Annotated in this window: 21 protein-coding genes; 12 read left to right on the top strand and 9 right to left on the bottom strand. The window is 60.3% G+C overall.

Translation table 11 applies throughout. The annotated features are described in order from the left end of the window. Positions 1–30 precede the first annotated feature (30 nt). A complete protein-coding gene (locus tag K5K95_RS30510; protein ID WP_222587529.1) occupies positions 31–1,746 on the bottom strand; it encodes an amidase in 1,716 nt (571 codons plus the stop codon). A gap of 299 nt (positions 1,747–2,045) precedes the next feature. Here K5K95_RS30510 and K5K95_RS30505 point away from each other — a divergent pair, with 299 nt between their 5' ends. Further along, positions 2,046–2,477 carry a DUF1801 domain-containing protein gene (locus K5K95_RS30505; protein ID WP_222587528.1) on the top strand — a complete coding sequence of 144 codons (432 nt, stop codon included), beginning with the start codon at positions 2,046–2,048 and terminating at the stop codon, positions 2,475–2,477. Positions 2,478–3,259: 782 nt separating this feature from the next. Here K5K95_RS30505 and K5K95_RS30500 read toward each other — a convergent pair. The 3 genes from K5K95_RS30500 to K5K95_RS30490 form a co-directional block, all read right to left on the bottom strand. After that, positions 3,260–4,945, bottom strand: coding sequence for a sensor domain-containing diguanylate cyclase (locus K5K95_RS30500; protein WP_222587527.1), 1,686 nt, complete (start codon positions 4,943–4,945; stop codon positions 3,260–3,262). Positions 4,946–5,091: 146 nt separating this feature from the next. Beyond that, a complete protein-coding gene (locus K5K95_RS30495) occupies positions 5,092–5,451 on the bottom strand; it encodes a DUF6124 family protein (RefSeq protein ID WP_222587526.1) in 360 nt (119 codons plus the stop codon). Between the two features lie 398 nt (positions 5,452–5,849). After that, on the bottom strand, positions 5,850–6,752 hold the full coding sequence (locus tag K5K95_RS30490; protein WP_222587525.1) for a LysR substrate-binding domain-containing protein: 903 nt from the start codon (positions 6,750–6,752) through the stop codon (positions 5,850–5,852). Positions 6,753–6,858: 106 nt separating this feature from the next. Between K5K95_RS30490 and K5K95_RS30485 the strand changes: the two genes are divergently transcribed. From K5K95_RS30485 to solA, 3 genes are all read left to right on the top strand, one after another. Continuing rightward, entirely contained in the window at positions 6,859–8,238 is a 1,380-nt protein-coding gene (locus tag K5K95_RS30485; RefSeq protein ID WP_222587524.1) for an MFS transporter, read from the top strand. Then, positions 8,235–9,509, top strand: coding sequence for a glucarate dehydratase family protein (locus K5K95_RS30480; RefSeq protein WP_222587523.1), 1,275 nt, complete (start codon positions 8,235–8,237; stop codon positions 9,507–9,509). Before K5K95_RS30485 ends, K5K95_RS30480 begins: the two co-directional genes overlap by 4 nt. A 98-nt stretch (positions 9,510–9,607) precedes the next feature. Further along, positions 9,608–10,783, top strand: a complete 1,176-nt coding sequence (gene solA / locus K5K95_RS30475) for an N-methyl-L-tryptophan oxidase (protein ID WP_222587522.1) — start codon at positions 9,608–9,610, stop codon at positions 10,781–10,783. On the opposite strand, the gene K5K95_RS30470 is transcribed toward solA, so the two are convergent. Continuing rightward, entirely contained in the window at positions 10,773–11,075 is a 303-nt protein-coding gene (locus K5K95_RS30470) for a hypothetical protein (protein WP_222587521.1), read from the bottom strand. The genes solA and K5K95_RS30470 overlap by 11 nt on opposite strands. 99 nt (positions 11,076–11,174) lie before the next feature. Between K5K95_RS30470 and K5K95_RS30465 the strand changes: the two genes are divergently transcribed. Both K5K95_RS30465 and K5K95_RS30460 read left to right on the top strand, forming a co-directional pair. After that, positions 11,175–11,564: a c-type cytochrome gene (locus tag K5K95_RS30465; protein ID WP_222587520.1), complete on the top strand. Its 390-nt coding sequence runs from the start codon at positions 11,175–11,177 to the stop codon at positions 11,562–11,564. Positions 11,565–11,673: 109 nt separating this feature from the next. Beyond that, positions 11,674–14,247, top strand: coding sequence for an EAL domain-containing protein (locus tag K5K95_RS30460; protein WP_222587519.1), 2,574 nt, complete (start codon positions 11,674–11,676; stop codon positions 14,245–14,247). A gap of 23 nt (positions 14,248–14,270) precedes the next feature. Here the strand turns inward: K5K95_RS30460 and K5K95_RS30455 are convergent, their stop codons facing one another. Further along, entirely contained in the window at positions 14,271–15,164 is an 894-nt protein-coding gene (locus K5K95_RS30455; RefSeq protein ID WP_222587518.1) for an AraC family transcriptional regulator, read from the bottom strand. Between the two features lie 138 nt (positions 15,165–15,302). Between K5K95_RS30455 and K5K95_RS30450 the strand changes: the two genes are divergently transcribed. Genes K5K95_RS30450 through K5K95_RS30440 form a run of 3 tightly spaced genes read left to right on the top strand, consistent with a single transcriptional unit; the run spans position 15,303 to position 17,451 of the window. Beyond that, positions 15,303–16,046, top strand: a complete 744-nt coding sequence (locus tag K5K95_RS30450; protein WP_222587517.1) for an SDR family NAD(P)-dependent oxidoreductase — start codon at positions 15,303–15,305, stop codon at positions 16,044–16,046. 29 nt (positions 16,047–16,075) lie between these two features. Continuing rightward, on the top strand, positions 16,076–16,477 hold the full coding sequence (locus tag K5K95_RS30445; RefSeq protein ID WP_222587516.1) for a VOC family protein: 402 nt from the start codon (positions 16,076–16,078) through the stop codon (positions 16,475–16,477). After that, complete coding sequence (locus K5K95_RS30440) at positions 16,474–17,451, top strand: saccharopine dehydrogenase family protein (protein ID WP_222587515.1); 978 nt, start codon at positions 16,474–16,476, stop codon at positions 17,449–17,451. Before K5K95_RS30445 ends, K5K95_RS30440 begins: the two co-directional genes overlap by 4 nt. Before the next feature lie 98 nt (positions 17,452–17,549). On the opposite strand, the gene K5K95_RS30435 is transcribed toward K5K95_RS30440, so the two are convergent. Continuing rightward, on the bottom strand, positions 17,550–18,431 hold the full coding sequence (locus K5K95_RS30435; RefSeq protein ID WP_222587514.1) for an AraC family transcriptional regulator: 882 nt from the start codon (positions 18,429–18,431) through the stop codon (positions 17,550–17,552). Positions 18,432–18,623: 192 nt separating this feature from the next. On the opposite strand from K5K95_RS30435, the gene K5K95_RS30430 reads away from it, so the two are divergent. Then, positions 18,624–19,373, top strand: coding sequence for a glucose 1-dehydrogenase (locus K5K95_RS30430; RefSeq protein ID WP_222587513.1), 750 nt, complete (start codon positions 18,624–18,626; stop codon positions 19,371–19,373). Positions 19,374–19,387: 14 nt separating this feature from the next. Here the strand turns inward: K5K95_RS30430 and K5K95_RS30425 are convergent, their stop codons facing one another. After that, on the bottom strand, positions 19,388–20,059 hold the full coding sequence (locus tag K5K95_RS30425) for a class I SAM-dependent methyltransferase (protein ID WP_222587512.1): 672 nt from the start codon (positions 20,057–20,059) through the stop codon (positions 19,388–19,390). Between the two features lie 106 nt (positions 20,060–20,165). Beyond that, on the bottom strand, positions 20,166–21,044 hold the full coding sequence (locus K5K95_RS30420) for a LysR family transcriptional regulator (protein ID WP_222587511.1): 879 nt from the start codon (positions 21,042–21,044) through the stop codon (positions 20,166–20,168). A 99-nt stretch (positions 21,045–21,143) separates the two neighbouring features. Here K5K95_RS30420 and K5K95_RS30415 point away from each other — a divergent pair, with 99 nt between their 5' ends. Together K5K95_RS30415 and dctA are read left to right on the top strand one after the other, a co-directional pair. Next, entirely contained in the window at positions 21,144–22,313 is a 1,170-nt protein-coding gene (locus K5K95_RS30415; RefSeq protein ID WP_222587510.1) for a mandelate racemase/muconate lactonizing enzyme family protein, read from the top strand. 103 nt (positions 22,314–22,416) lie between these two features. Beyond that, positions 22,417–23,724 carry a C4-dicarboxylate transporter DctA gene (gene dctA / locus K5K95_RS30410; protein ID WP_222587509.1) on the top strand — a complete coding sequence of 436 codons (1,308 nt, stop codon included), beginning with the start codon at positions 22,417–22,419 and terminating at the stop codon, positions 23,722–23,724. The last annotated feature ends 88 nt before the right edge of the window (positions 23,725–23,812 follow it).

The following is a 23,812-nucleotide window of genomic DNA, read 5'->3' as shown; positions in this document are numbered from 1 at the left end:
TGTGGCTGTGCGGCCCCAATCCCGGCTGTTTTACGGATGGTTGCGCGGCAATGGCGGGGTGCGCGGCGGGATCATTCGCAGGTTGCCCATCGACTCGAACGCCGAGGCAAAGCGCAGCAGCGTCGAATCGTCATAGGCCCGACCGGCAAACGTCAGCCCGACCGGCATGCCGATGTCCGGCATTACGCCCATCGGCACCGTGACCGTGGGCACGCCCAGATGGCGGATGGCGAGGTTGCCGTTGGCGACCCACACGCCGTTGCTCCAGGCGATATCGGCAGACTGCAGATCAACATCGGCATTCGCCGGCCCGACATCAGCCACCGTCGGGAACAGCACCGCATCCAGCTTCAACCGATCCATCCAGTCTTCAAGGTCGATGCGCCGCGTTTCTTCAAGTCCGCGAAGTCCGTCCGGCACTGTGCTGAACTGGTCCCACGGGGTGATACCGCGCTGGGCCATCTTCACGTATTCGTCCATGCCCGCCGCCAGGTCGTCTTCGCGGTTGGGCAACGTGCCCGGGTCGTGGGGGAATATCAGCGGCCCGTCGACATCGGCCAGACGGTTGAGCTTGGGGTCGCCGTTGGCGCGCAGGAAATCATCGAACGCCCAGGCCGACAGGTCCCACAACTCATGATGCAAAAACTCTTTGGACACCAGGCCGCGGGTGAACACGGTCGGCGCGCCGGGGCGATCGCCCTCGCAGTTGGAAACCAGCGGGAAATCGACTTCGACCACTTCGGCGCCAGCGGCTTCGAGGGCCTTGCGCGCTTGCTCCCACAGGCCAATCACGCTTTGGCGGGTGTGGATTTTCTGCCCCGTCGGGCCGCCGATGCCAGGCGATTCGCTGGTGCCCGCATCCGGATCCTTGTTGATGTACATGCGCGGGACGCCGAAGCGCTTGCCGGCGAGCGAGTCGGATGCCGCGGCCAGTTCGGCATAGGAAGCGGGGCGCACCGACGCGACACTCGGGATCGGCACCCAGGGTTGCATCCGCCACAGATCGCCACGGGTGTCGGGGTCGTTCGCCACCACCACGTCGAGCACCTCAAGCAAGTCGGCCATGGTTCTGGCGTACGGCACGACCACGTCCATCGTCGGGGTCAACGGCCAGTTGCCGCGCACCGAGATCACCCCGCGCGACGGCGTATAGGCGCACAGGCCGTTGTTCGATGCCGGACCGCGTCCACTCGACCAGGTCTCTTCGGCCAGGCCGAATGCGGCGAAACTGGCGGCGGTTGCAGTGCCGGCACCGTTCGATGAGCCTGACGCAAACGGGGCCGTCAGATAGTCGGCGTTGTACGGGCTCTCGGCGCGGCCGTAGACCCCGCGTTGCATGCCGCCATTGGCCATCGGCGGCATATTGGTCTTGCCCAGGCAAATCGCCCCGGCGGCACGAAGCCGTTCGATGGTGAACGCATCGCGGTAGGCGATCAGGTCTTTAAACGCAGGACTTCCGGAAGCGGCAGTGAGCCCCTTCACCAGATAACTGTCCTTGGCCGTATAGGGAATGCCATCCAGCGGGCCGAGCGTCTTGCCTTTGGCTCGACGGTCATCGCTGGCTTGGGCTTCCTTGAGTGCGTCGGGGTTTCGAACCACCACCGCGTTGAGTGCGGTGGGCGTTTGGGCAGTGTCGTAGGCGTCGATCCTGGCGAGATAGGCCTGGACCAGTTCAACCGCCGTGGTCTGGCCGGACTCGAGCGCCGCGCGCAGTTCGGCAATGGAAACCTCGGTGACCTCGATCATGCTGTCACCACCGCTGGCTGAAGGGTGTTGTGGTCGATGTTGGCCTCGCGCCGGGTCTTGGGGGCGAGGGCATCGCTTATCTCAAAATGGGTGTTCATATCAGTTCTCGTTGCACTGCATTACGCGACAGGGTCTGGGCTTAAACCTGAGCGCTCTATTTAGCACCAAGGCGGGCGCGGAGGGAATCGGTGTGATCATTTGGTGCGCAGGGAAGCCGTCAGTCAGCGATTCTCAAACCGGGGGCGTGTGGCGACTATTCTCATTCGGGCGAAAATCATCCTCAAGGAGGCGGCATCCAAATGAAGAAGGACGCAATGTTCGCAAAGGACGGAGAGGGGGACGATTCTGCCTCTCGGTTGATAGACGCAAGAATCAACGAGTTGAATGACTGGCGGGGCGAGACGCTGGCCCGGGTCCGCTCGCTTATCCACCAGGCCGACCCTGATGTCGTTGAGGAGTGGAAGTGGCGGGGCGTTCCGGTGTGGTCCCATGCCGGGATTCTCTGTACCGGCGAGACGTATAAGCAGGTTGTGAAAATGACCTTTGCCAAGGGGGCCTCGCTTGAAGACCCTGCGGGGCTGTTCAACTCAAGCCTTGAAGGGAATACCCGGCGGGCTATCGATATCCATGAAGGTGATTCGATTGATGAGGGGGCGTTGAAGGCGTTGATTTTGGCTGCTGTTGCGCTCAATACCTCGCGAGCGACCGCTCGTAGCAGACCGCTCAAGTAAGCGCACGGTGGGGTGGGTACATATCCGTTTCTGTGGTCATGGCGGCTATTGGTTCCGCCCTGACGGCGGGTCACTTTGAAAAGCGCAAAGTAACCAAACGCTCTTGCCCCTGACGTCCGGTGCCTCGCCTAGGCTCGGCATTCCCTCACTCCGGTCCTGCTCCGTGGGCCCGCCGCCATCGGCCATCCATGGCCGGGGGCGGCTAACCCGGCATCCATGCCGGGTTGCCCACTACGCAGAACCTGCGTTCGGCCTTCCGACGGAGCAGAACAAAATCAAAAGCGCAAGGCGAGCTAACGCTCGACCTGAAGAGTGGTGAGGAGCAACTGCGGTGCGCCGATTTGCTTTGTGTGGGAGTGAGCCTGCTCGCGATGCTGTTGCTGTTGATCGTTCCCACGCTCCGCGTGGGAATGCATCCCGTGACGCTCCGCGTCACCTTGCGCAAGACTCAAGTCTGGTGTCGATAGTTGGGACGCAGAGCGTCCCCGGCGGCATTCCCACGCGGAGCATGGGAACGATCAGGACGCGCAAGCGTTGAGCAAACAGGTCGGCCCGCAGGCCGCCTCGCTTTGGCTTTTGCGGTGCACGCCCCCTCGTGAGGCCGAACGTCAGGGGTAAAGCGCTTTGGTTACTTTCGCGCTTTTCGAAAGTGACCCGCCGTCAGGGCGGTACCATAAGCCGCCATTACCAAAAAAACGGATATGTACCCAAACCCCAAAACACCCCAAGCATTACCATTCCCCCAGGCTTTTCCGTTTCAGGAAGTCAAGAACTCGCGGCAGTCAGTGGCGCTCAGCGACGCCAGCATGTCGAGACACCCGATTCCTTCCCGCCCGTTTCGCCTGATAGAGCTGCTGATCCGCCCGATTGATCAGCGCTGTAGCGTTGCTATCGGATGCTTCGGCAAGGCCAATACCGATACTGACCGTGACCTGACCGACCGAGGCAAAGGTAGCGGCGGCGATCGCGGCGCGGATTTTCTCTGCGACGATCTCGGGACTCTCCGGCTCCTCGACTTCGGGCAACAGCACCGCAAATTCCTCGCCACCGTAGCGGGCCACGAAATCCGTGGCGCGGGTGTTGTCCTGAATCAGGCGGGCCAGTTGGTGCAGCACTTCATCGCCGATGGCATGACCATGGGTGTCGTTGATTTGCTTGAAGTGGTCGGCGTCGATGAACAGCAACGCGAACGGGCGTCCGGTGCGTTGATACAGCAGGCTGGACTCGACCAGTTTCTCGTCGAACCGCCGCCGGTTGTAAACGCCCGTCAGCGCGTCATGAGTGGCCAGTTTCAACAAGTCGGCATTGGCCTGGGTTAGGGCGGCGGTGCGTTGGGCGACGGTGGCTTCCAGCGAGGCATTGGCCTCCTGCAACTCGCGCTCCTTGCCGAGCAAGGACTGAGTCATGCCCTGAAGGGACTGGCCAAGCTGGGCAATTTCCAGCACTGAATGTTCCCGGGGGAACGTCGCGCCGGGCTGTTGGTTCTGGACTTGTTGAGCCGACTTGGCCAGCAGCTCTATCGGCCGGCTGAGGTACAGCGCGAGGTAATACGCCACCAGCGCAAACACGATGGCGGCGATGACGCCCAGCAACAGCAACTTGTAAAACAGGACGCGTGCCGGCTCAAGCGCGATGTCCAGCGGCTGTCGAACAGCGATGTACCACGCAAGGTTCGTACTCGAGGATGTCGGCACCGCGACAATGCTGGTCAGGTAGCCATTGCCCACTGACCAGCCCGGCGTATCGGGATGGGTTCCCTGAGGCGGCGGCATGTTGGTCAGTTGTTGCCCCATGAGCGGTTCCGGGTACAGCACTTTGCCGTCGTGGTCGACAATCAGTGCTTCTACTTCAGGCGTCGTACCCTTGTGCAGTACGGCCGCGTCGACAATGCGCGTCACCCAGCTCCAATGGGCATGCGCACCCAGCACGCCGATCACCTGGCCGTTGGCATTGCGTATCGGCGCGGCGAAATCGATGAAGCGCAGCGGCTCGCCATTGCTGGCGCCCGGCAACAGTTTGGCCAGCAAGACCGCCTCGTGAGGATCGCCGGTATAGGCACCGCGCAACCCGGCCTGAAACCAGGGGCGTTCTTTTACCGATTGATTGACCAGAAGATTGTTCACCGACTGGTGCACACGCCCGTCGGCGTCCGCCACGCCCATCCACGCGTATTCGGCTCGGGACTGCGAACGCAGCTCCATCGACGACAGGATGTCCGGATCGTCGAGGTCGCCACGCTTGAACAGCGCGGCGCGGCTGAGCAGGGACACTTCGAGCTGACGTTCACCCAATTGCGCGCCCAACAGCTCGGCCGCAGACCGGGCGGTGCTCAACAACGCATTGCCGCTTGCCTGCTTCATCTGCTCGGTGGCGATGTGGCCGACATAGAAACCCACGCTCAGCAGCGTAAGCAGCGACAAACCGGCAAACCAAAGTGTCAGGTGGCTACGCAGACTGGCTTTGATCATGGGGGCCCATCTGTAGTTTTTTTTAGAGTCGCGCATGGTATGCGCAATGGAGGGGGCGCGGCCAGTGGCGGCGCTTTCATGGCCCTTTGGGAAAGAGTCTCTTGTGACAGCGGCCCAAAAAGGGACCGCTGCACAGCAAACCGCCTCTACACCGGCGTATCGATCTTATCCAGCACCCGGTTCGCCGTGATCTCCGCGACCATGATGCTGTTGGAAATCCCCAGCAGGGCATAACGTGATTCACCCTCCAGATGATCCACCAACTGATGGACCATCACATCGACCGAGGCCAACGTCTCGACCAGATACACCGCCAGGGTTTCAGCCGTGGCCTCAGGGTCAACGGAAAACAGGGTGCTACGGGTTCGCGGTGTGGCTTTGATGTCGGCGTTCGACGGGAAGTGGTAATCGAGCGCTCGCTCGGCGGCTTCGTGGAATTTCTTTGAATCGGGTTCGTACGGGGAGGCCGGATCGTTGTCCGGTGGGTTCGGCGTTACTTTGAACATATGCTGAGTTTCCAATTGGGTGCCGCCCCTTTTGCGACTAAACAAAGGGGTGGCAGCTGCACGCAGGTTAGTCGACCGGGAAACTCAGCAATCCGGCGCGCCCGAAGGCGCCCTGCGTACAGCCACCATCAAGTACAGGAATGAAAGTCCTGCATGACAGATGCACGCAACTGAGTTAACCCGGGCGACTAAACCCGATCACTGATGAGCAGTGACGGGAACCAAGTTACCGAGCAGCCCCCAGGCGCACAAGCCGGCGGATTCTGGCGTAGCCGTAGGCAACGGCGCAAGGTTTTGTAGCTTTCAGGACGTAACCTTGAGCGCGCTTAAACAGACACCTTCCGGCGATGTTTAAACCTTGATAAAACCGAGCGAATTCCGGACGTACGCCGAGCAGCTCAAACCCCCCAGCCTTCCCGCACCGCCCTGCGAATCCCCTCCAGCAACATCGCAAACGCTGGATTGTCGTTGTTCTCGCGCCAGATCAGATGCAGCTCGCTTTGCACCCCTTCGCCCAGATCAATGTCGCGAAACACCACGTTCTTGAACACCACGCTGGTCGCGCAACGCGGCACCAGGGCCAGGCCCATGCCGGCGTTGACCAGGGCCAGGATGGTCAGCGACGAACCCAGCCATTGCACGTATTCCGGGGCTACGCGGGCGGAGCGCAGCATGCCGGTCAGCAGCTCGTTGAAGGGCGGGTAGGCGGCGTGGGAGTACATTAGAAAAGGTTGCGCATCGAGGTCATTGACCGACACGGATTCGACGCTGGCCAGCCGATGGTGGCTGGGCACCGCCAGCACGAACGGTTCACGCACCAGGCATTCGGTGGCGTAACCCGGCTCCAGCAACGGCGCGCGGACAATGCCCAGGTCGATACGCCGCGCACGCAAGGCCTCGTGCTGCTGGTAGGTGTTCATCTCCGACAGATCGATTTTCACGTGGGGCTGTTTGAGCCGCGCTTCGGCGATGACCTTGGGCAGGAACTCATACACCGCGCTGCCAACGAAACTGATGTTGACCGAGCCGATATCGCCTTCAGCAAAGCGCCGAGCGGTGACCGCCGCTTGCTGCGCACGCTCCAGCAGGTTCTGCGCTTCGATGAAGAACGCACGACCGGCGGCGGTCAGGGCCACGCTGCGGGTCGTGCGGGTGAACAGCTCGACGCCCAGGTGATGCTCCAGCAGTTGAATCTGTCGGCTGAGGGGCGGTTGCGTCATGTTCAGCCGTTCGGCGGCACGGCGGAAGTTGAGTTCGGTCGCTACCGTGGTGAAGCAGCGCAGTTGAGTCAGTTCGAACATTGATCTAATCCAGGTATCAATCGAATGCCAAGTTAGATTAGACGGGATCAATACTGGCGTCCATGATCGGCCTGTCCCTAAAAAAACAATGATCGGGAGTCGCCCCTTGAATACCCTCCAGAGTCCGCCGGACCCGAATGTGCTCGCCCGCGCAGCCGCCAAGGTCAAGCGCCACGTGCTGCCGCTGTTCGTGGTGATGTTCATCGTCAACTACATCGACCGGGTCAACATCGGCTTCGTGCGCAGCCACATGGAAACCGACCTGGGCATCGGCGCTGCCGCCTACGGCCTGGGCGCCGGCCTGTTCTTCATCGGTTACGCAATCTTCGAAGTGCCTTCCAACATGCTGCTGCAACGTTACGGCGCTCGCGCCTGGCTGACGCGCATCATGTTCACCTGGGGCGCGGCGGCGATGGCGATGGCGTTTGTGCGCGGCGAAACCAGCTTCTATGTGCTGCGATTTGTGCTCGGCGCCGCCGAAGCGGGGTTCTTTCCCGGGATCATTTATTACTTCACTCAATGGCTGCCATCGACCGAACGCGGCAAGGCCATGGCGATCTTCCTCAGCGGCTCGGCCATCGCCTCGGTGATCTCCGGCCCGGTGTCCGGCGCGTTGCTCAATGTCAGTGGCTTCAGCCTGCATGGCTGGCAGTGGATGTTCCTGATCGAAGGTTTTGCTTCGATCGTGCTCTGCGGATTTGTCTGGTTCTGGTTGCAGTCCCATCCGCGCCAGGCCAATTGGCTGAGTGCAGAAGAAAAAGACGCACTGGTCAGCGCCATCGCCCTGGAACAGCAGGCCCGCGAGGCGACGCAAACCGTCAAGCCGTCGATGTTCAAATTGCTCGCCGACAAGCAGATCGCGCTGTTTTGCTTCATCTACTTTTCCATCGCCCTGACCATCTATGGCGCCACGTTCTGGCTGCCGAGCATGATCAAGAAAATGGGCAACCTCGGCGACTTCCAGGTCGGCCTGTTCAACTCGATTCCGTGGATCATTTCGATCATCGCGATGTACGGCTTCGCCGCGATGGCCAGCAAATGGAAACACCAGCAAGCCTGGGTCGCCCTGACCCTGGTGATCGCTGCGTTCGGCATGTTCATGTCCACCACCGGCGGGCCGATTTTCGCCTTCGTCGCCATCTGCTTTGCCGCGATAGGTTTCAAAGCGGCCTCGGCGTTGTTCTGGCCGATTCCGCAGGGCTATCTGGATGCGCGCATCGCTGCTGCCGTGATCGCCTTGATCAACTCCATCGGTAACCTCGGCGGTTTCGTCGCGCCGACGGCGTTCGGTTTCCTTGAGCAGAAAACCGGCTCCATCGAAGGCGGCCTCTACGGTCTGGCGGCCACTTCACTGGTGGCGGCGGTGGTGATCTTCTTCGCCCGCACCGCACCGAAGGGCGATGCACGCAGCGTGCTCGGTGCCCCACCGCAAAAATCTTCAAGTTACCCAGCATTGAAACCTGATCCAAAGGGAGCAGCCTCTTGAAAATCAAACGAGTCACCGTCACCCCCATCGCCTTTCGAGACCCGCCGCTGCTCAATGCCAGCGGGATTCACGAACCCTTTGCGCTGCGCTCGATCATCGAGATTGAAAGCGACAACGGCTACATAGGCCTAGGTGAAAGTTACGGCGACGCGCCGGCACTGTTGATCCAGCAGCAACTGCAAAGCCAATTGATCGGCCTCGACCCGTTCAACCTCAATCAATTGCGCAGCATCGTCCAGGCGACGGTGGCGGCGAACAAACCGGCGAGCATTGCCGGCGCGGAACTGGCGCCGGGCTCGCATGCGAGCAAAGCGGTGAGCAACGCGTATTCGGCGTTCGAAGTGGCGTTCCTGGATTTGCAGGCACACTCGTTGAACGTGCCCTTGGTGGACTTGCTCGGCGGGGCGATCCGCGACGAAATTCCGTTCAGCGCCTACCTGTTTTTCAAGTACGCCCAGCATGTCGATTCACCCTACAAACCGGACAACTGGGGCGAGGCGCTGAACGAAGAACAGATCGTTGCCCAGGCGCGGCGGATGATCGAGGCCTACGGTTTCAAGAGCATCAAGCTCAAGGCCGGCACGCTGCCACCGGAGCACGAAGTGTCGTGCATCAAGGCGCTGAAACAAGCCTTTCCCGGTTACCCGTTGCGCATCGATCCGAACGGTAACTGGTCGCTGGAAACCTCGATCCGCATGGCCGAACTGTTGGGCGATGATCTGCAATATTACGAAGACCCGACACCGGGCCTCGACGGCATGTCCGAGCTGCACAAACGCACCGGGCTGCCGCTGGCGACCAACATGGTGGTCACCGATTTCGACGAATTCCGCCGCAGTGTGGCGTTGAACAGCGTGCAGATCGTCCTCGCCGATCACCATTATTGGGGCGGTCTGCGCGACACCCAGGCACTGGCGAAAATGTGCGACACCTTTGGCCTTGGCGTGTCGATGCATTCCAACTCGCACCTGGGCATCAGCCTGATGGCGATGGCACATGTGGCTGCCGCAGTGCCCAATCTGGATTACGCCTGCGACACGCATTACCCGTGGCAGGAGCCGGACGAAGAGGTGATCAAGGGCGGCAAGATCCCGATTGTCGATGGCTGCGTGAAAATCACCCGTGCGCCAGGGTTGGGCCTGGAGCTGGACCACGATCAACTCGGCAAGCTGCATGACCAATACCTGACCTGCGGCATCCGCCAGCGCGATGACGTGAAGCAGATGCAGCGTTATAAACCGGACTGGAAGGCAGTCAAACCGCGTTTTTAACGCCTCCGTCGAGGATCATCTGTGCCGCCACTGAAAAATCAGAACGAAGCGCTTATGCTGGAGGCTTTTCAATCATCTGGTTTTCGGTGGGGGCAGGGATGGAACATCGGTGTGAAGTAGCGGTTCTCGGCATGGGCGCGATGGGCGCCGCCACGCTGTATCAACTGGCGAAAGCCGGCGTCAATGTGATCGGCGTCGACCGCCACCATCCTCCCCACGATCAAGGTTCAAGTCACGGCGACACGCGCATCACCCGGCTTTCGGTCGGGGAGGGCGCCGCCTATCTGCCCATCGTTCGCAATTCCCACCGAATCTGGCGCGAGCTCGAAGCACTGTCCGGCGAGTCGCTGTTTGAACAGTGTGGCGTGCTGGTCATGACCTCCGGCCCCGACTACAACGCTGACGATGCCAGCGACTTCACCCACCGCACCCTGCACCTCGCGCAAACCCACGGCATCGAACACGAGCGGTTGTCGGCGGAGCAGATTCGCCAGCGCTTCCCGCAGTTTTCACCGGTGCTGGACACGGCGGTCGGCTACTTCGAACCGAGTGGCGGCTACGTCCGGCCCGAGCGCTGCATCGCGGTGCAGCTGCAACTCGCCGAAGCACTGGGCGCGACGCTGCTCAAAGGGGAAACCGTCACGCAGATCCGCTCGGACGAGCAGGGCGTCACAGTCACGACTGATCAGCGCACGATCATTGCCGACAAGGTGGTGATCAGCGCGGGCATGTGGTCCCAGGGTTTGCTCGGCGCCCCCTTCGACCGTTTGCTGCGGGTGTGTCGTCAGACGCTGTTCTGGTTTGAGCTGGAAGAAACAGCGCAATTCGCGCCGGTCTCGCCGACGTTCATCCGCCATCAAGGGGCAGACGATGATGCGAGCTATGGCTTTCCACCGTTGCCGGGCGAGAACAGCCTGAAGGTCGCGACCGAGCAATACAGCGAAGAATCGTCGCCCGACACCCTGGACAGAACCGTCAGCGCCGCCGAAGCACAAGAGATGTTCGATACCCACGTGCGCGGCAAGATCGCCGGTGTCAGCTCGCGGGTCGCCAAGTCGGCGGTGTGCGCCTACACCGTGACGCCGGACAGCCACTTCATCATCGACGAGCATCCTTCACTGAAAAATACCCTGGTGGTGTCCGCCTGTTCCGGGCATGGCTTCAAGCATTCCGCGGCGCTGGGAGAGGCGTTGGCGCAGTGGTGTGTGCGGGGCCGCAGTGACCTGGATTTGTCGGCGTTTTCGTTGCGGCGCTTTGAGGGTGTTACTGCGTGATTTCAGCGCACAGCCGTTCAATCTGCGCCTGCTCCCAAGTGCTGAGCAAACTCACCGGGTCGGTGCCGTAACGTTGCCAGCTATCGGGCTCACCCGTGCGACCGTCCGGGCTTTGGCAGCGCAGGCAGTGACGCAGGCGATTGCCCTCGAAACCGAGGCTCAGGCGCCAGCCTTCGATGTCGACGTGCACATGGCCAGGCTCGGGTTGTTCGTCGAGGCGCTTAAGCGGCCGGACTTCCAGCGCAGCGTCGCGCAATAGCTGGTAAACCTCGCGGGCGGTCAGGGGTGGCACAGGTGTCTCCGGTGAAATTTCGGGGTGCACAGGATAAACGATCATGGTGAAATCGCCGCAAAGCTTGTGCCGTGAACACCCTCTGATCCGGAACCCTATATGAAGAAAGCCGCGTTACTCACCTTCGCCCTGGTGCTCAATGCTGGAGCGTTCAGTGCGCAAGCACACGCGGCCGGCGACGCTGAAGCCGGCGCAAAATTGTTCCCGCGCCTATGCGGCGGCTGCCATCAGGTCGGCGAATCGGCGCGAGGTTCATTCGGACCGCAGCTCAACGGCATTTTTGGCCGTCATTCGGGCAGCAGCCCGGATTACCAATACTCCGACGCGATGAAATCAGCCGGCATCGTCTGGACCCGCGAAACCCTGACCGCCTACCTTGAAGCGCCAAAATCCGTCGTGCCTGGTACCCGCATGATTTTCTGGGGGCTCAGCGATCCGGAAAAAGTCGACAACCTGTTGGCGTATCTTCAGACGTTTCAGCCGCAGTAGAGCCTTCTGTCGCAAATGGCCGCGTAGAAAACGAGATCGCTCATAGTTCTCCCTCCGCCGCCGATAGCGTTGTATGCAAGCGCCTTGCACCAACGAACTGCGGTAAATCATGCCGAACAATCTCGCTTCTATCGTTTCCTCCCTCTCCAACCGTACAAGCGTATCGTTGGCTCGGGCCTCTCTTTTCAAGTTTGTGGGGTTACTGGCCGGTGTGTTTCTGCTGGCCAGCATTTCACTGGTTTTTCTCGCCCGGGATTTAGACCGTACGGAGGAGGCCGAAAGTGCTTTCTACACGCAGAAAGCGGTGCAATCGATGGAAAAATCCCTGCGTCTGACCGTCAAGGATTACGCATTTTGGGGCGATGCATACAAGCACCTGCACACTCAAGTGGACCCCAACTGGGCTTTCGTGCGACAAAACGTTGGCTCCACGCTTTATGCGGACTTTGGCATCCAGGGCCTGTTTGTCGTCAATGACGTCAACCGCACTGTCTATTCGGTCGTCAAAGGGGAGCTGAAATCCGTCGAGCTTGCCCAGTGGCTCGGGCATTCCGTTGACTCGATTCTCGACAAGGCTCGTGCGGGCGCGGAATCGGAAACGCCGACCACCGCTTTCGTCAATATTGGTGGCGTACCGGCCCTTGTCGCGGCTGCCGCTATTACACCGGGCACCGATCCGACCGTAACGGCGGATGACCGAGTGCCGTCGGTGTTGATTTTCGTGGACATGCTGGAGGGCGCCAAACTCCAGGCGATAGGCAACGATTTCGGGGTAAATGGTCTGCGTGTCGCCACCGCTGATGACGTTGACTCGACGTCTCTCTTTGCCTTGGGCGATGACGGCAGCGTCGGCAAATTGCGTTGGATTTCGTCCCGGCCTGGTCTGCGCTTGTTGGGCATAGGGTTGCCATTGATTGGCATCGCCGCGTTGTTGGTGTGCCTGATGACCTGGGTGATATTGCGGCGCGCGACCGTTGCTGCGCTCGCATTGGACGCCAGCTACGCATCGCTGCAGAAAAGTCAGGATGCCCTTGCCACCAGCGAAGCGCGTTTTCGCGATGTGGTTGAAGCCAGCTCGGACTGGGTCTGGGAAATTGATGCGAATTGGCGCTTCACCTATCTGTCGGAGCGATTTGAAGCCGTCACCGGGCTCTCCATGAATGCCTGGATTGGTGCGCCAATGGATGATCTGCTGGGTACTGAATCAGGCACATTGTCTCAGTGGCTGAGCCTCCCGAACCGGCGTCCCGATATCACTATCCAGTGTCGCTACGTGGATCCCCAGGGGCGTGAGCGAATCACTCGTCTCTCGGCCCGAGACATGCCCTGTAAAGGGTTCCGGGGTACAGCCACTGATGTGACGGAAGAAGTCGAAGCCCGTCGACGCATCGAGTTTCTGTCACAGCATGATTCCCTGACCGGGCTACCCAACAGGACACGTCTGCAGGAGTTTCTTGACGGTAAACTCAAGGCAATGCCAAGCGAAGACTCACCGCTGGTCATGCTCAGCCTGGACCTGGATCGGTTCAAACCGGTCAACGACTTGCTTGGGCACGCGGCAGGCGACCTTGTTCTGAATGAAGTGTCGAGCCGCCTGGCGGATTGCGTACGCCACGGCGACCTTGTCGCCCGGGTCGGCGGGGATGAGTTTGTGCTGATCCTCACCGACGTCAGTTCCCAGGACGAAGTCGAGGCACTCTGTCATCGCCTGATCGAATCTATCGAGCGGCCGGTCGCGATCGATGAGCAGGAAGTGTTTGTCAGTGCCAGCATCGGCATCGCCATGGCGCCAAATGACGCTAGCAAAGCGGCCGAACTGCTGCGTTATGCGGACATTGCCCTGTACGAGGCGAAGGCCGCGGGTCGTAACACCTGGCGTTTTTACGCCGGTGATATGAATGCCAAGATCATTGAGCGTCGTCGCCTGGAAAACGATCTGCGTTTCGCGATCAAGCATGGCGAGCTGCGGCTGCATTTCCAGCCCCGCTATCGAATCGCCGACGGAAAGATGGTCGGCGCCGAAGCCTTGGTACGCTGGAAACATCCCGAGCACGGCTTGATCTCCCCCGACACATTCATCCCCATTGCCGAAGAGTCAGGGCTGATACTGGCCTTGAGCAACTGGGTGCTCAATACCGCCTGCACGAGCGCCGCTCAATGGCCGGAGAGTCTGTTCGTCTCCGTCAACCTGTCACCGACCGAGTTCAAACAGGGCAATCTGGTCGAGCGCATTCAGCAATCGCTCGACGATTCTGGTATCGACCCCGCCCGCGTCGAGCTGGAAATTACCGAGAGTGTCATGCTCGAAGATGCGTCGGGCGCGCTGGAGATCATGCGCACGCTGAAACGCCTTGGCGTGCGCATAGCGATGGACGACTTCGGCACCGGGTATTCATCGCTGAGCTATCTGCGCGCGTTTCCTTTCGATGGCCTGAAGATAGACCGCAGCTTTTTGAACCGGCTCGATGAAAGCGAAGATGACAAGGCGATCATCCAGGCCATCGTCGGCCTGGGGCGTGCGCTGGCGCTCACCGTGACGGCAGAGGGCATCGAAACCGCTGAACAACTGAAGTTGCTCAAAGCGGTGTCATGCGATGAAGGTCAAGGCTACTTCCTGAGCAGGCCACTGGATATCGAGGCGTTCATTACCTTGGTCGGTGTCAGGGAAGAAGAAGTCAGCTGAAGCGCTGTTTAACGGATGCTGCTCTAACGCGGCTGGCTTCGGGTTTCGCCAAGAATCCTGGCGGCATCTCGAGCGGGCGGCAAGCCGAATACCCGCGCGTAATCGCGGCTGAATTGCGTGGCGCTTTCATAACCCACCTCGAATGCCGCGCCGGTGACACTGCTGGCGTTGGCCACCAACAGCATCCGGGCCTGGAGCAAGCGCACCCTTTTCTGATACTGCAACGGGCTCAGCGCGGTGACGGCTTTGAAGTGCCGGTGAAAGGCTGACACGCTCATCGCCGCACGTTGTGCCAGGGCCTCCACCCGAATGGTTTCGGCGAAGTCGCGACGGATGTGCTGAATCGCCTGGCTGACCCGGGCCATGGCGCTGTCGGGGGCCGCGATATCACGCAGCATCCAGCCGTGAGGGCCTTGCAGGACACGGTACAGAATCTCTCGTTCGTAGACTGGCGCCAGCGCCGCAATGTCGTCGGGGCGGTCAATCAATCGCAGCATGCGCACCCAGGCATCCATCAGGTCGGGGGTGACGGCGGCTACCGAAAAGCCAGGGTCCTGGTTGTGATGCCCGATGGGTTTGGGAAGATCGGCCAGTAGCGTTGCCAGAACGATCGGGTCGAGCGTCAGGCTGACGGCCAGGTACGGTTCACCGCGAGCGCTGGGGTGTACTTGACCGACCGCAGGCAATTCGATGGACATGACGAAATACGTCGCCGGGTCATAGCGCAGCGTACGGTCGCCGATGGTCATGGATTTACTGCCTTGCAGGATCAGGTTGATCATCGGGTCGTAAACGGCGGCGAGCATGTGCTCAGGGATTTTGCCCTGGACCATGGCGACTCTCGGGATGCCCGTTTCCGTGCGGCGGTTTTCGGCCCGGCTTGCCAGTGCGCGAAGTTCATTCAATGGGTTTGTCATGGCGAACATCTGACCTCAGGCGTGTATGCCCAGGCAAGCGAAAAGCAGAAACAGGCAGGATTTGGGCAGGAACGGCTGCGTGCGTTGCGAAGGCGATGGTTACTGTGGTGACTCAATTCAGTGACATTGGAGTAGCACATGAGCGTTATCGTCATTACCGGCGGCAGCCGGGGCATCGGCGCCAGCACGGCCGAACTCTGCGCCCGACGCGGCATGGGCGTCATCCTGACCTACAAGAGCAACGCTGATGCAGCAGCCTCTGTGGTCCAGCGTATCCAGGCAGCAGGCGGCAAGGCCGTAGCGCTTGAGCTGGAGGTTGGCGACGTGAGTCGCTTCGACCGTTTTCGAGACACGGTGCAGCTGACCTTGCAGGACACCTGGGGGGTGGCAACGCTCGACGGTCTGGTGAACAACGCCGGCCACGGCGTATTCAATCCTCTGGAGTCGGTCACCGAGGCGCAATTTGACGGCCTGCTGAACGTTCACCTCAAGGGCCCGTTTTTCCTGACACAAGCGTTGCTGCCGTTGATGGGCGAAGGTGCGAGCATCGTCAACCTGACCAGCGCCACGACTCGCGTTGCCACCGCAGGCGTCGCGCCTTATGCCGCCTTCAAGGGCGGACTCGACGTGTTGACCCGTTACATGGCCAAAGAATTTGGCCCTCGGCGCATCCGTGCCAATGCCGTCTCACCGGGGGCGATTCGCACCGAACTAGGTGGCGGTTTGAATGACGAATTCGAAGCGATGCTCGCCTCGCAAACCGCCCTTGGCCGGGTGGGCGAACCCCAGGATGTCGCGGATGTCATCGCCATGTTGCTATCCGAGGAAGGGCGCTGGATCAACGCTCAGACGATTGAAGTCGCGGGCGGTTATTGCATCTGAATCAGCATCTCAACAGCGAGGCAACCACCATGCTTGATCATGTTTTTATTTCGGTAAGCGACGTTGAGCGCTCCATCCGTTTCTACACCGCCGCACTGGCGCCGCTTGGCATTACCGCGCGACTCGACTATGACGGGAAGAACGGTCCGCCGGGCCATCCGGACCTGAAGGGGTTCGGTGCCAACGGGCGGGTGTTTTTCTGGTTGCGCGAGGGTGTGGTCGAGGGACGGGCAGTGCATGTCGGCTTCGTGGCGAACAGTCAGGCCGAGGTCAACGCCGCCTACACCGCCGCCATGGAAAATGGCGCGGTGGACAATGGAGCCCCTGGCGCACGCCTGCATTACGATCCCAACTATTACGCCGCCAATGTCCTTGACCCGGACGGTTACAGCCTCGAATTCGTCTACAAGAACTGGCAGCACGCCCAATGAAAACACTAATGATCTACGGGGCGACGGGCTACACCGGTCGCATGGCGGCCGAGCATGCCACAGCGCTGGGGCTGGACGTTGTGATCGCCGGGCGCAATGGCGAAAAACTGGCGTCGCTCGCTGCGCGACTGGAGGTTCCTTATCGCGTGTTCACGCCCGATGAGCAGGCAGCCGAATCCCTGGACGGCGTTGGCGTGCTGCTGAACTTCGCCGGGCCTTTTGCGAAGACGGCATCTCCCTTGATGCAGGCCTGTATCAAGGCCGCGGTCGACTATCTGGACATTACGGCTGAGATCAACGTCTATCGGCTGGCGGAACGGCTTGGCACTCAGGCTGCCGAGGCGGGTGTCATGTTGCTGCCCGGGGTTGGCTGGGACGTGGTGCCGACCGATTGCCTGGCGATGCATGTCGCTCGCCGAGTGCAGGACCCGCAGTCATTGCGGGTGGCACTTCAAGTCGCAGGTTCCATGTCCCGGGGATCGGCCCTGAGTGTCAGCGAGATTATCGGTGCCGGCCTTCTGGCACGGGTCGATGGGCAGCTCGTAGCAACGCCGGATGCCCAGGCGCAGTACTTCGATTTTGGCGAGGGTCCGGCACTGTGCGCGCCGCTGTCCTTCGGTGATTTGGTGACCGCCTGGCATTCCACCGACATCCCCAATATTGCGATGTTCGTGCACATCACCGGCGATGCCTTCCCCGAAGGCGATCTGTCACTGCTCCCCGACGGCCCCAACGCTCAGCAACGAGAAGCCCACCGCGCCCGCGCCGTGGCAGAAGTCACAGGGGCCGACGGCAGCGTGGCGCGCTCAGTGATCGAGACTGTCAACGGTTACACCTACACACCGTTGGCGGCGTTGGCAGCAGCGCGCCGGGTGTTGGGGGGTGAACGAAGACCGGGTTTTGAAACGCCTGCGCGGGTGTTTGGAGTGGGGTTTGCCAAGACGATTGCCGGGACGACGATCATCGATTTGTAGCGCTGGCTGAGCGGGTGAGTCCGGCTGAGGTCTCGGTCGACAATGTCTGGCGTACCGGCGATCCAGGCGTCCTTTACGGTGTTTGAAATGCCAGCAGGCTACCCTCGGCCCGGCGCCGTCGGCGATTTGAACCTGGCCGCATCACGGGCCGGTGGCAAGCCGAACAGGCGGGAGTATTCGCGGCTGAACTGCGAGGCACTTTCATAGCCGACGGTGAAGGCGATCGACGCGGCATCACGAGGGTCGAACAGCAGCAACCATCGAGCCCTGAGCAGGCGCAGATGCTTCTGATACTGGATCGGCGTCAGGCCTGTGATGGATTTGAAATGACGGTAGAACGCCGCGACGCTCATTCCGGCCAACGCGGCGAGCGGCTCGACCCGAAAAGGTTCGGTGTAATGCTCGCCGATCCATTGGGTAGCGCGACGGATCTGTGCCAGATGGCCGTCCGGGCGCGCCATTTCTCGCAGCATTCCCCCCAGCGGTCCTTGCAAAACCCTGAACAGGATTTCTCTCTCGATCATGGGCGCCAACACCGCCGCTTCGTGTGGACGGTCAATGAGCCGCAGCATGCGCAACCATGCATCGATCATCTCGGCAGGCGCCGTCACGGCACAAAAACGACTCGGGTTTCGCTGTTCCCTCGGCGGACATTCGCCCTCCAGCAACGTGGCAATCACGGCGGGATCCAGGGTCAGGCTGATCGCAAGGTATGGCAAGCCCGGCCCGCTCGGGTGGATCTCGCCGGTGGCGGGCACATCCACGGGCACCAGGAAATAGGTGATCGGCCCGTACTGCAAAACCTGATCCCCGATGGACAGCGTCTTGGCGCCCTGAAGCACCAGGTGCAGCATTGGTTGATAAACCTGGCTCGCACACGCCTCGGCCTGGACCATCGCTACGCGTGGCAGCCCGGTGTCCGTCCATTTGTTGTCGGCGCGCATCACGAGACGGCGCAGTTCATCGATTGCAGTGTTCATGCGCTTGAACATGAGGCCGCGCCAAAGGCAACGCAAGCGATGCGAGAAGAATAGGCAAGCATCGAAGAGAAACCGGCAAGCGCATCACCTTCGCATGCACGAATACTGTGGGTAGGCGGCACGTTGCGCCCAGGCCTTCATACCTGGCTGCTTGCGCTGGCGAACCCTCACTCAATTGAAGAAGGTCATTGCATGAAACTCGAAGGAAAAATAGCGATTGTCACCGGCGCATCAAAAGGTATCGGTGCAGGTATCGCCAAAGCACTCGGTGCCGCGGGCGCTACAGTCGTCGTGAATTATGCGTCGAGCCAGCCTGACGCCGACGCGGTGGTTGCACAGATTCAGCGCCAGGGCGGCAACGCCGTCAGCATTCAGGCGGACATGAGCAAGGCCGCCGATGTGGTTCGCTTGTTCGATACCGTCAAGGCTGAATTCGGGACGCTCGATATTCTCGTGAACAATGCCGGCGTCGCGGTGTTTCAAATGATCGAAGACCTCACCGAGGAAGCGTTCCACCAGCAATTCAACCTCAATGTGCTCGGGTACCTTTTAGCGGTTCGAGAAGCCGTCAAATTGTTTGGTCCATCGGGCAGCATCATCAACATCAGCTCGATCCTCAGCACGGATCCGTACCTGGCTTCCAGCGTTTATTCGGCCACCAAGGGCGCGGTCGATACGTTGACCTTCGCCTTGGCCCGGGAGCTCGGACCACGGGGTATCAGGGTCAATTCAATCTTGCCGGGCCACACCAACACGCCGGCAACTGACGGCAATTTCGCCGGTGAATTTGGCGAAAAACTGATTGCCGGTACACCTCTGGGTCGTTTCGGCGAGCCGCAAGACATTGCACCGTTGGCCGTGTTCCTGGCATGCGAAGACTCGCATTGGATAACTGGCGAATCCATTCGGGCTTCGGGTGGCGTACGAGGGGTTGGCTACTAAACACCGTAAAGGGCTTAACCCCGAGGCTCAGCCACCATCAACAACGACTGCGGCACAGGACTTTGCGGGTGTTGCGGCTCCTGCAAGGCAGTCAACTGAAATCCCGCCATGTCCAGCGCATTGAGCCAACTGGACAGGGTGCGGAAATACCACGGCATCGGTTTCCATTGGCCCTTGAACCCCGCGAACGTCTCCTCGCGCCAGCCGTCCTGATAGTCATCCCCTGCGGCGATCCACGGATGCAGCGTCTGGATCACTAGCGCGCCGCCAGGGGCGAGCAGGGTGTTCATGGCGGCGAGCAGCGGGATGATGTCCTGATGCAGCAGGGCGAAGTTGGCGCAGATCAGGTCGTAGTCGCGGCCTATGTCCACCGTCGAATCCACCAACGCCTCATAACTCGCCACATGCACGGGTGAAGAACCCGCCGCCTGCGCGGCCTCGACCAGCGTCGCGTCGCCATCGACACCGACTGCCTCGATGCCCCGTTCAGTCAGTGCGCGCAGCAGCCAGCCTTCGCCACACCCCAGGTCCAACACCCGTTCGGGCTGGCGCCCCAGCACCGCGAGCAAGATGGCCTGGTCGGTGACCTGCAGGCGGCTTTCGATGGTGCCGCCGCGGATGGCTTCAATCCAGGGTTTGGCGTTGTGGTGCCAGCTTTGCAGAAGGTTGGATTCGGGGGCGGGCATGTCGGTGTCCAGAGTGGTCGGCTGGATAGAAGGATAGGACACGTGCCGGGATCGAACCTGCCGGTGCCGCTGAACGGCCTGCACGATCAACGTGCAAGCCTGAAAATCAGTTGCTTCCCAGCTTGGCCCAGAACTCTTCGGCGGCTGTGCTGACAGGTGCCGTCGGACGCGTGAGATGAATCTCCAGTGGTATGTCCCAGCTTTCGTCGAGCGCCCGCACCAGACGTCCGTCCAGGACTTCCTGCTCGGTCAGGCTCTTGGGTAGCCAGGCCACGCCTTTGTTTTCCAGAGCCATCGACATCAGCACGGCGGCAAGGTGGCTGCTGAACAGCGGCTTGAGGTGCAAATAGTCCGCTTTGCCCTGAAGCCGGTGAGCGACGATGCGCCCGAGCCCGGATTCCTGAGTGTACGCAAGGTAAGGTAGCGATGCCGGCGACGTGCCGAAGTTGGCCGAACTGCCCGCCAAGGGCACAAGCACATCTTCACCGACCTTTTTGCTGACGAATTGAGCAGGAGGAATTTGCGGGGGAACGTCGGGGTGGCGATGGCAAAGCAGAAACTGCACCTGGCCATGAATCAGCATCTGCTCACAAACCGCCATGCTGTCCGAATGCAGTTGCACTGCCTCAAGCGGGGCGCCTTTTTCCGCGCTTCTCAACCATCTGGGGAAAAAGGTAAACGACAGCGAATGCGTTGCGGCGAATTGCAGTGTTTTAGCGGCCATTCCCGCCACTTCCTGAGCTTCGCTGCGCATCCGGTACAAACGCCTGGCGGCTTCCTGGGCACTGGGCAAAATCTGCTTGCCGGCCTCGGTCAGCGTCGCCCCTTGTGGCGTGCGTACGAACAGTTCAACACCCATCCAGTTTTCCAGCGAACGGACTCTGCGACTGAAGGCCGGCTGCGTCACATGGCGCGCTTCAGCGGCACGAACAAAGCTGCCGTACTCCGCCAAAGCCGAAAAATCTTCTAGCCAAACGAGTTCCAAGGGCAATGCCTCCTGTGCATAGGGCGCGGCATTAATAGCATTGGGCGCGTGTCATCGCAAAGCATAACGTTGGGCCATCTACAACAAGAGGAACCCGTCATGCGTATCGTCGACATCCGTGAAAAAACCGTTTCCATTGCCTCTCCCATTGCCAATGCCTACATCGATTTTTCCAAAATGACCTGCTCGGTCGTCGCTGTTATCACGGATGTGATTCGCGATGGCAAACCTGTCATCGGCTACGGTTTCAACTCCAACGGTCGTTATGGCCAGGGCGCGTTGATGCGCGATCGTTTCCTGGCGCGAATCATGGAAGCCGATCCAGAGACTCTCATCGACCATGAGAACAACAACCTGGATCCGTTCGCCATCTGGAAAGCCCTGATGACCAACGAAAAGCCTGGTGGTCACGGCGAGCGTTCAGTTGCAGTCGGTACCATTGATATGGCCGTGTGGGATGCCGTTGCCAAGATCGAAGGCAAGCCGCTGTATCGCTTGCTGGCAGACCGTTATCGCGATGGCGTGGCCGATGACAAGGTTTGGGTTTATGCAGCGGGTGGCTATTACTATCCGGGCAAGGACCAGACCAAGCTCAAGGCGGAAATGCAGAGCTATCTGGATCGTGGTTACGACGTGGTCAAGATGAAGATTGGCGCGGTGCCACTGGACGAAGATATCCGTCGTATCGAAGCAGTACTTGAAGTGGTCGGTGACGGTCGTCGACTGGCGGTCGATGCCAATGGCCGCTTCGATCTTAAGACAGGTATTGCGTACGCAGAGGCCATCAAAAAGTACAACCTCTTCTGGTACGAAGAAGTTGGCGATCCGCTGGACTATGCACTGCAAGCTGAACTGGCAAATCACTATGAATTGCCCATGGCCACGGGTGAAAACCTGTTCTCCCACCAGGATGCCCGCAACCTGCTGCGCCACGGCGGCATGCGTCCTGACCGTGACTTCGTGCAATTCGACTGTGCACTGTCCTACGGCCTGGTGGAGTACATGCGCACCCTGAAAGTGATGGAAGAAATGGGCTGGTCGTCCCGCCGCGTCGTGCCCCACGGTGGTCACCAAATGTCTCTGAACATCGCCGCCGGCCTGCACCTGGGCGGCAACGAATCCTATCCCGACGTGTTCCAGCCTTTCGGCGGCTTCGCTGACGGGATTCGTGTGGAAAACGGTTACGTCGGCCTGCCGGATATCCCGGGCGTCGGCTTCGAAGCCAAGTCTGCCTTGTACGCGGTAATGCGCGAGCTGGGCGAAGGCTGATAGCCGCCAAGCTGCGGCCTCCCAGCCGGAGGTCGCAGTGATCAGGCGTCACCCACCGACGCCACGCCACACGCCCATCACAACAATAAAATGAGGTGCTTCCGTGGAAATCTCCAAGTCCCGCTGGTACGGCCAGCTTTATGTGCAGGTGCTGATCGGCATCGTGATCGGTGCAGCCATCGGTCACTTTGAACCGCAATTCGGCGCCAAGCTTCAACCCTTTGCAGATGGCTTTATCCGGCTCATCAAGATGCTCCTGGCGCCTATTATCTTTGGCACGGTGGTGGTCGGTATCGCCAAGATGGGCAGCATCAAAGAGGTTGGGAGGATTGGTGCCAAATCGCTCCTGTATTTCGAGGTTCTTTCAACCATTGCGCTGGTCATCGGCCTGATCGTCGTCAACATCCTCAAGCCCGGCGTCGGGATGAACATCAATGTCGACACGCTGGATGGCAGCGCCATCGCCAAGTACAGCCAGGCTGCCAGTGAGCAGGGCGGTACCATCGATTTCTTCATGAACATCATCCCGCAAACGTTCGTTGGCGCGTTCTCGAACGGCGTCATGCTGCAGGTCATCCTGCTGTCCGTTCTGATGGGGATTGCCCTGGTTCAAATGGGCGAAACCAGCAAGCCGCTGATCAATAGCATCGATCTGTTCCTGCAAGGCTTGTTCAAGGTCGTCGCCATGGTCATGCGACTGGCCCCTCTGGGCGCCGGTGCCGGTATGGCGTTCACCATCGGCAAATATGGGATCGGTACGTTGCTGTCGCTCGGCCAGTTGCTGATTGCCCTCTATGTCACCACGTTGATCTTCATTGTGGTGGTGCTGGGGACGGTGGCTCGCTGGTCAGGCATGCCTTTGTTTCAGTTTCTGCGCTACTTCAAGGACGAGATCCTCATCACGCTCGGCACCTGCTCGACTGAAGCAGTGCTGCCGCGAATGATGGTGAAACTGGAAAAACTGGGCTGCAAGAAATCGGTGGTCGGCATGGTGCTGCCAACCGGCTACACTTTCAATGCCGATGGCACCTGCATTTACCTGACCATGGCGGCGATTTTCATCGCCCAGGCCACCAATACGCCGTTGACGTTCATGGATCAGATGGTTCTGTTGGGCGTTTTCCTGCTGACCTCGAAAGGTTCGGCTGGCGTGGCGGGTGCCGGGTTCATCACCCTGGCGGCCACGCTCACCACCATTCACTCGATTCCGCTGGTCGGGTTGGTACTGCTTTTAGGCATCGACCGGTTCCTCAACGAAGCACGCGCCGTAACCAACCTGATTGGCAACGGCATCGGCACCCTCGCGATTGCGAAGTGGGACAACTCGTTCGATGTCGAGGCCTGCGAGCGTGAAATGGCCGCCATGAAAAACGCAAAGGCGGCGCGCAAGGCGTTAGTCGCACAAAAGTAACCCGTCTCGCTCACCGGTCGTTGCCCTGCAAACAGAAGGCAATGACCGGTGGCGATGTTGAGCGGGCAAGTGCGCGCTCAACGCCATG

Source organism: Pseudomonas sp. DR48 (assembly GCF_019823085.1).
Taxonomy (GTDB): Bacteria; Pseudomonadota; Gammaproteobacteria; order Pseudomonadales; family Pseudomonadaceae; genus Aquipseudomonas.
Note: the sequence above shows the minus strand (reverse complement) of the source record. Positions and strands in the feature narration are given on the sequence as shown.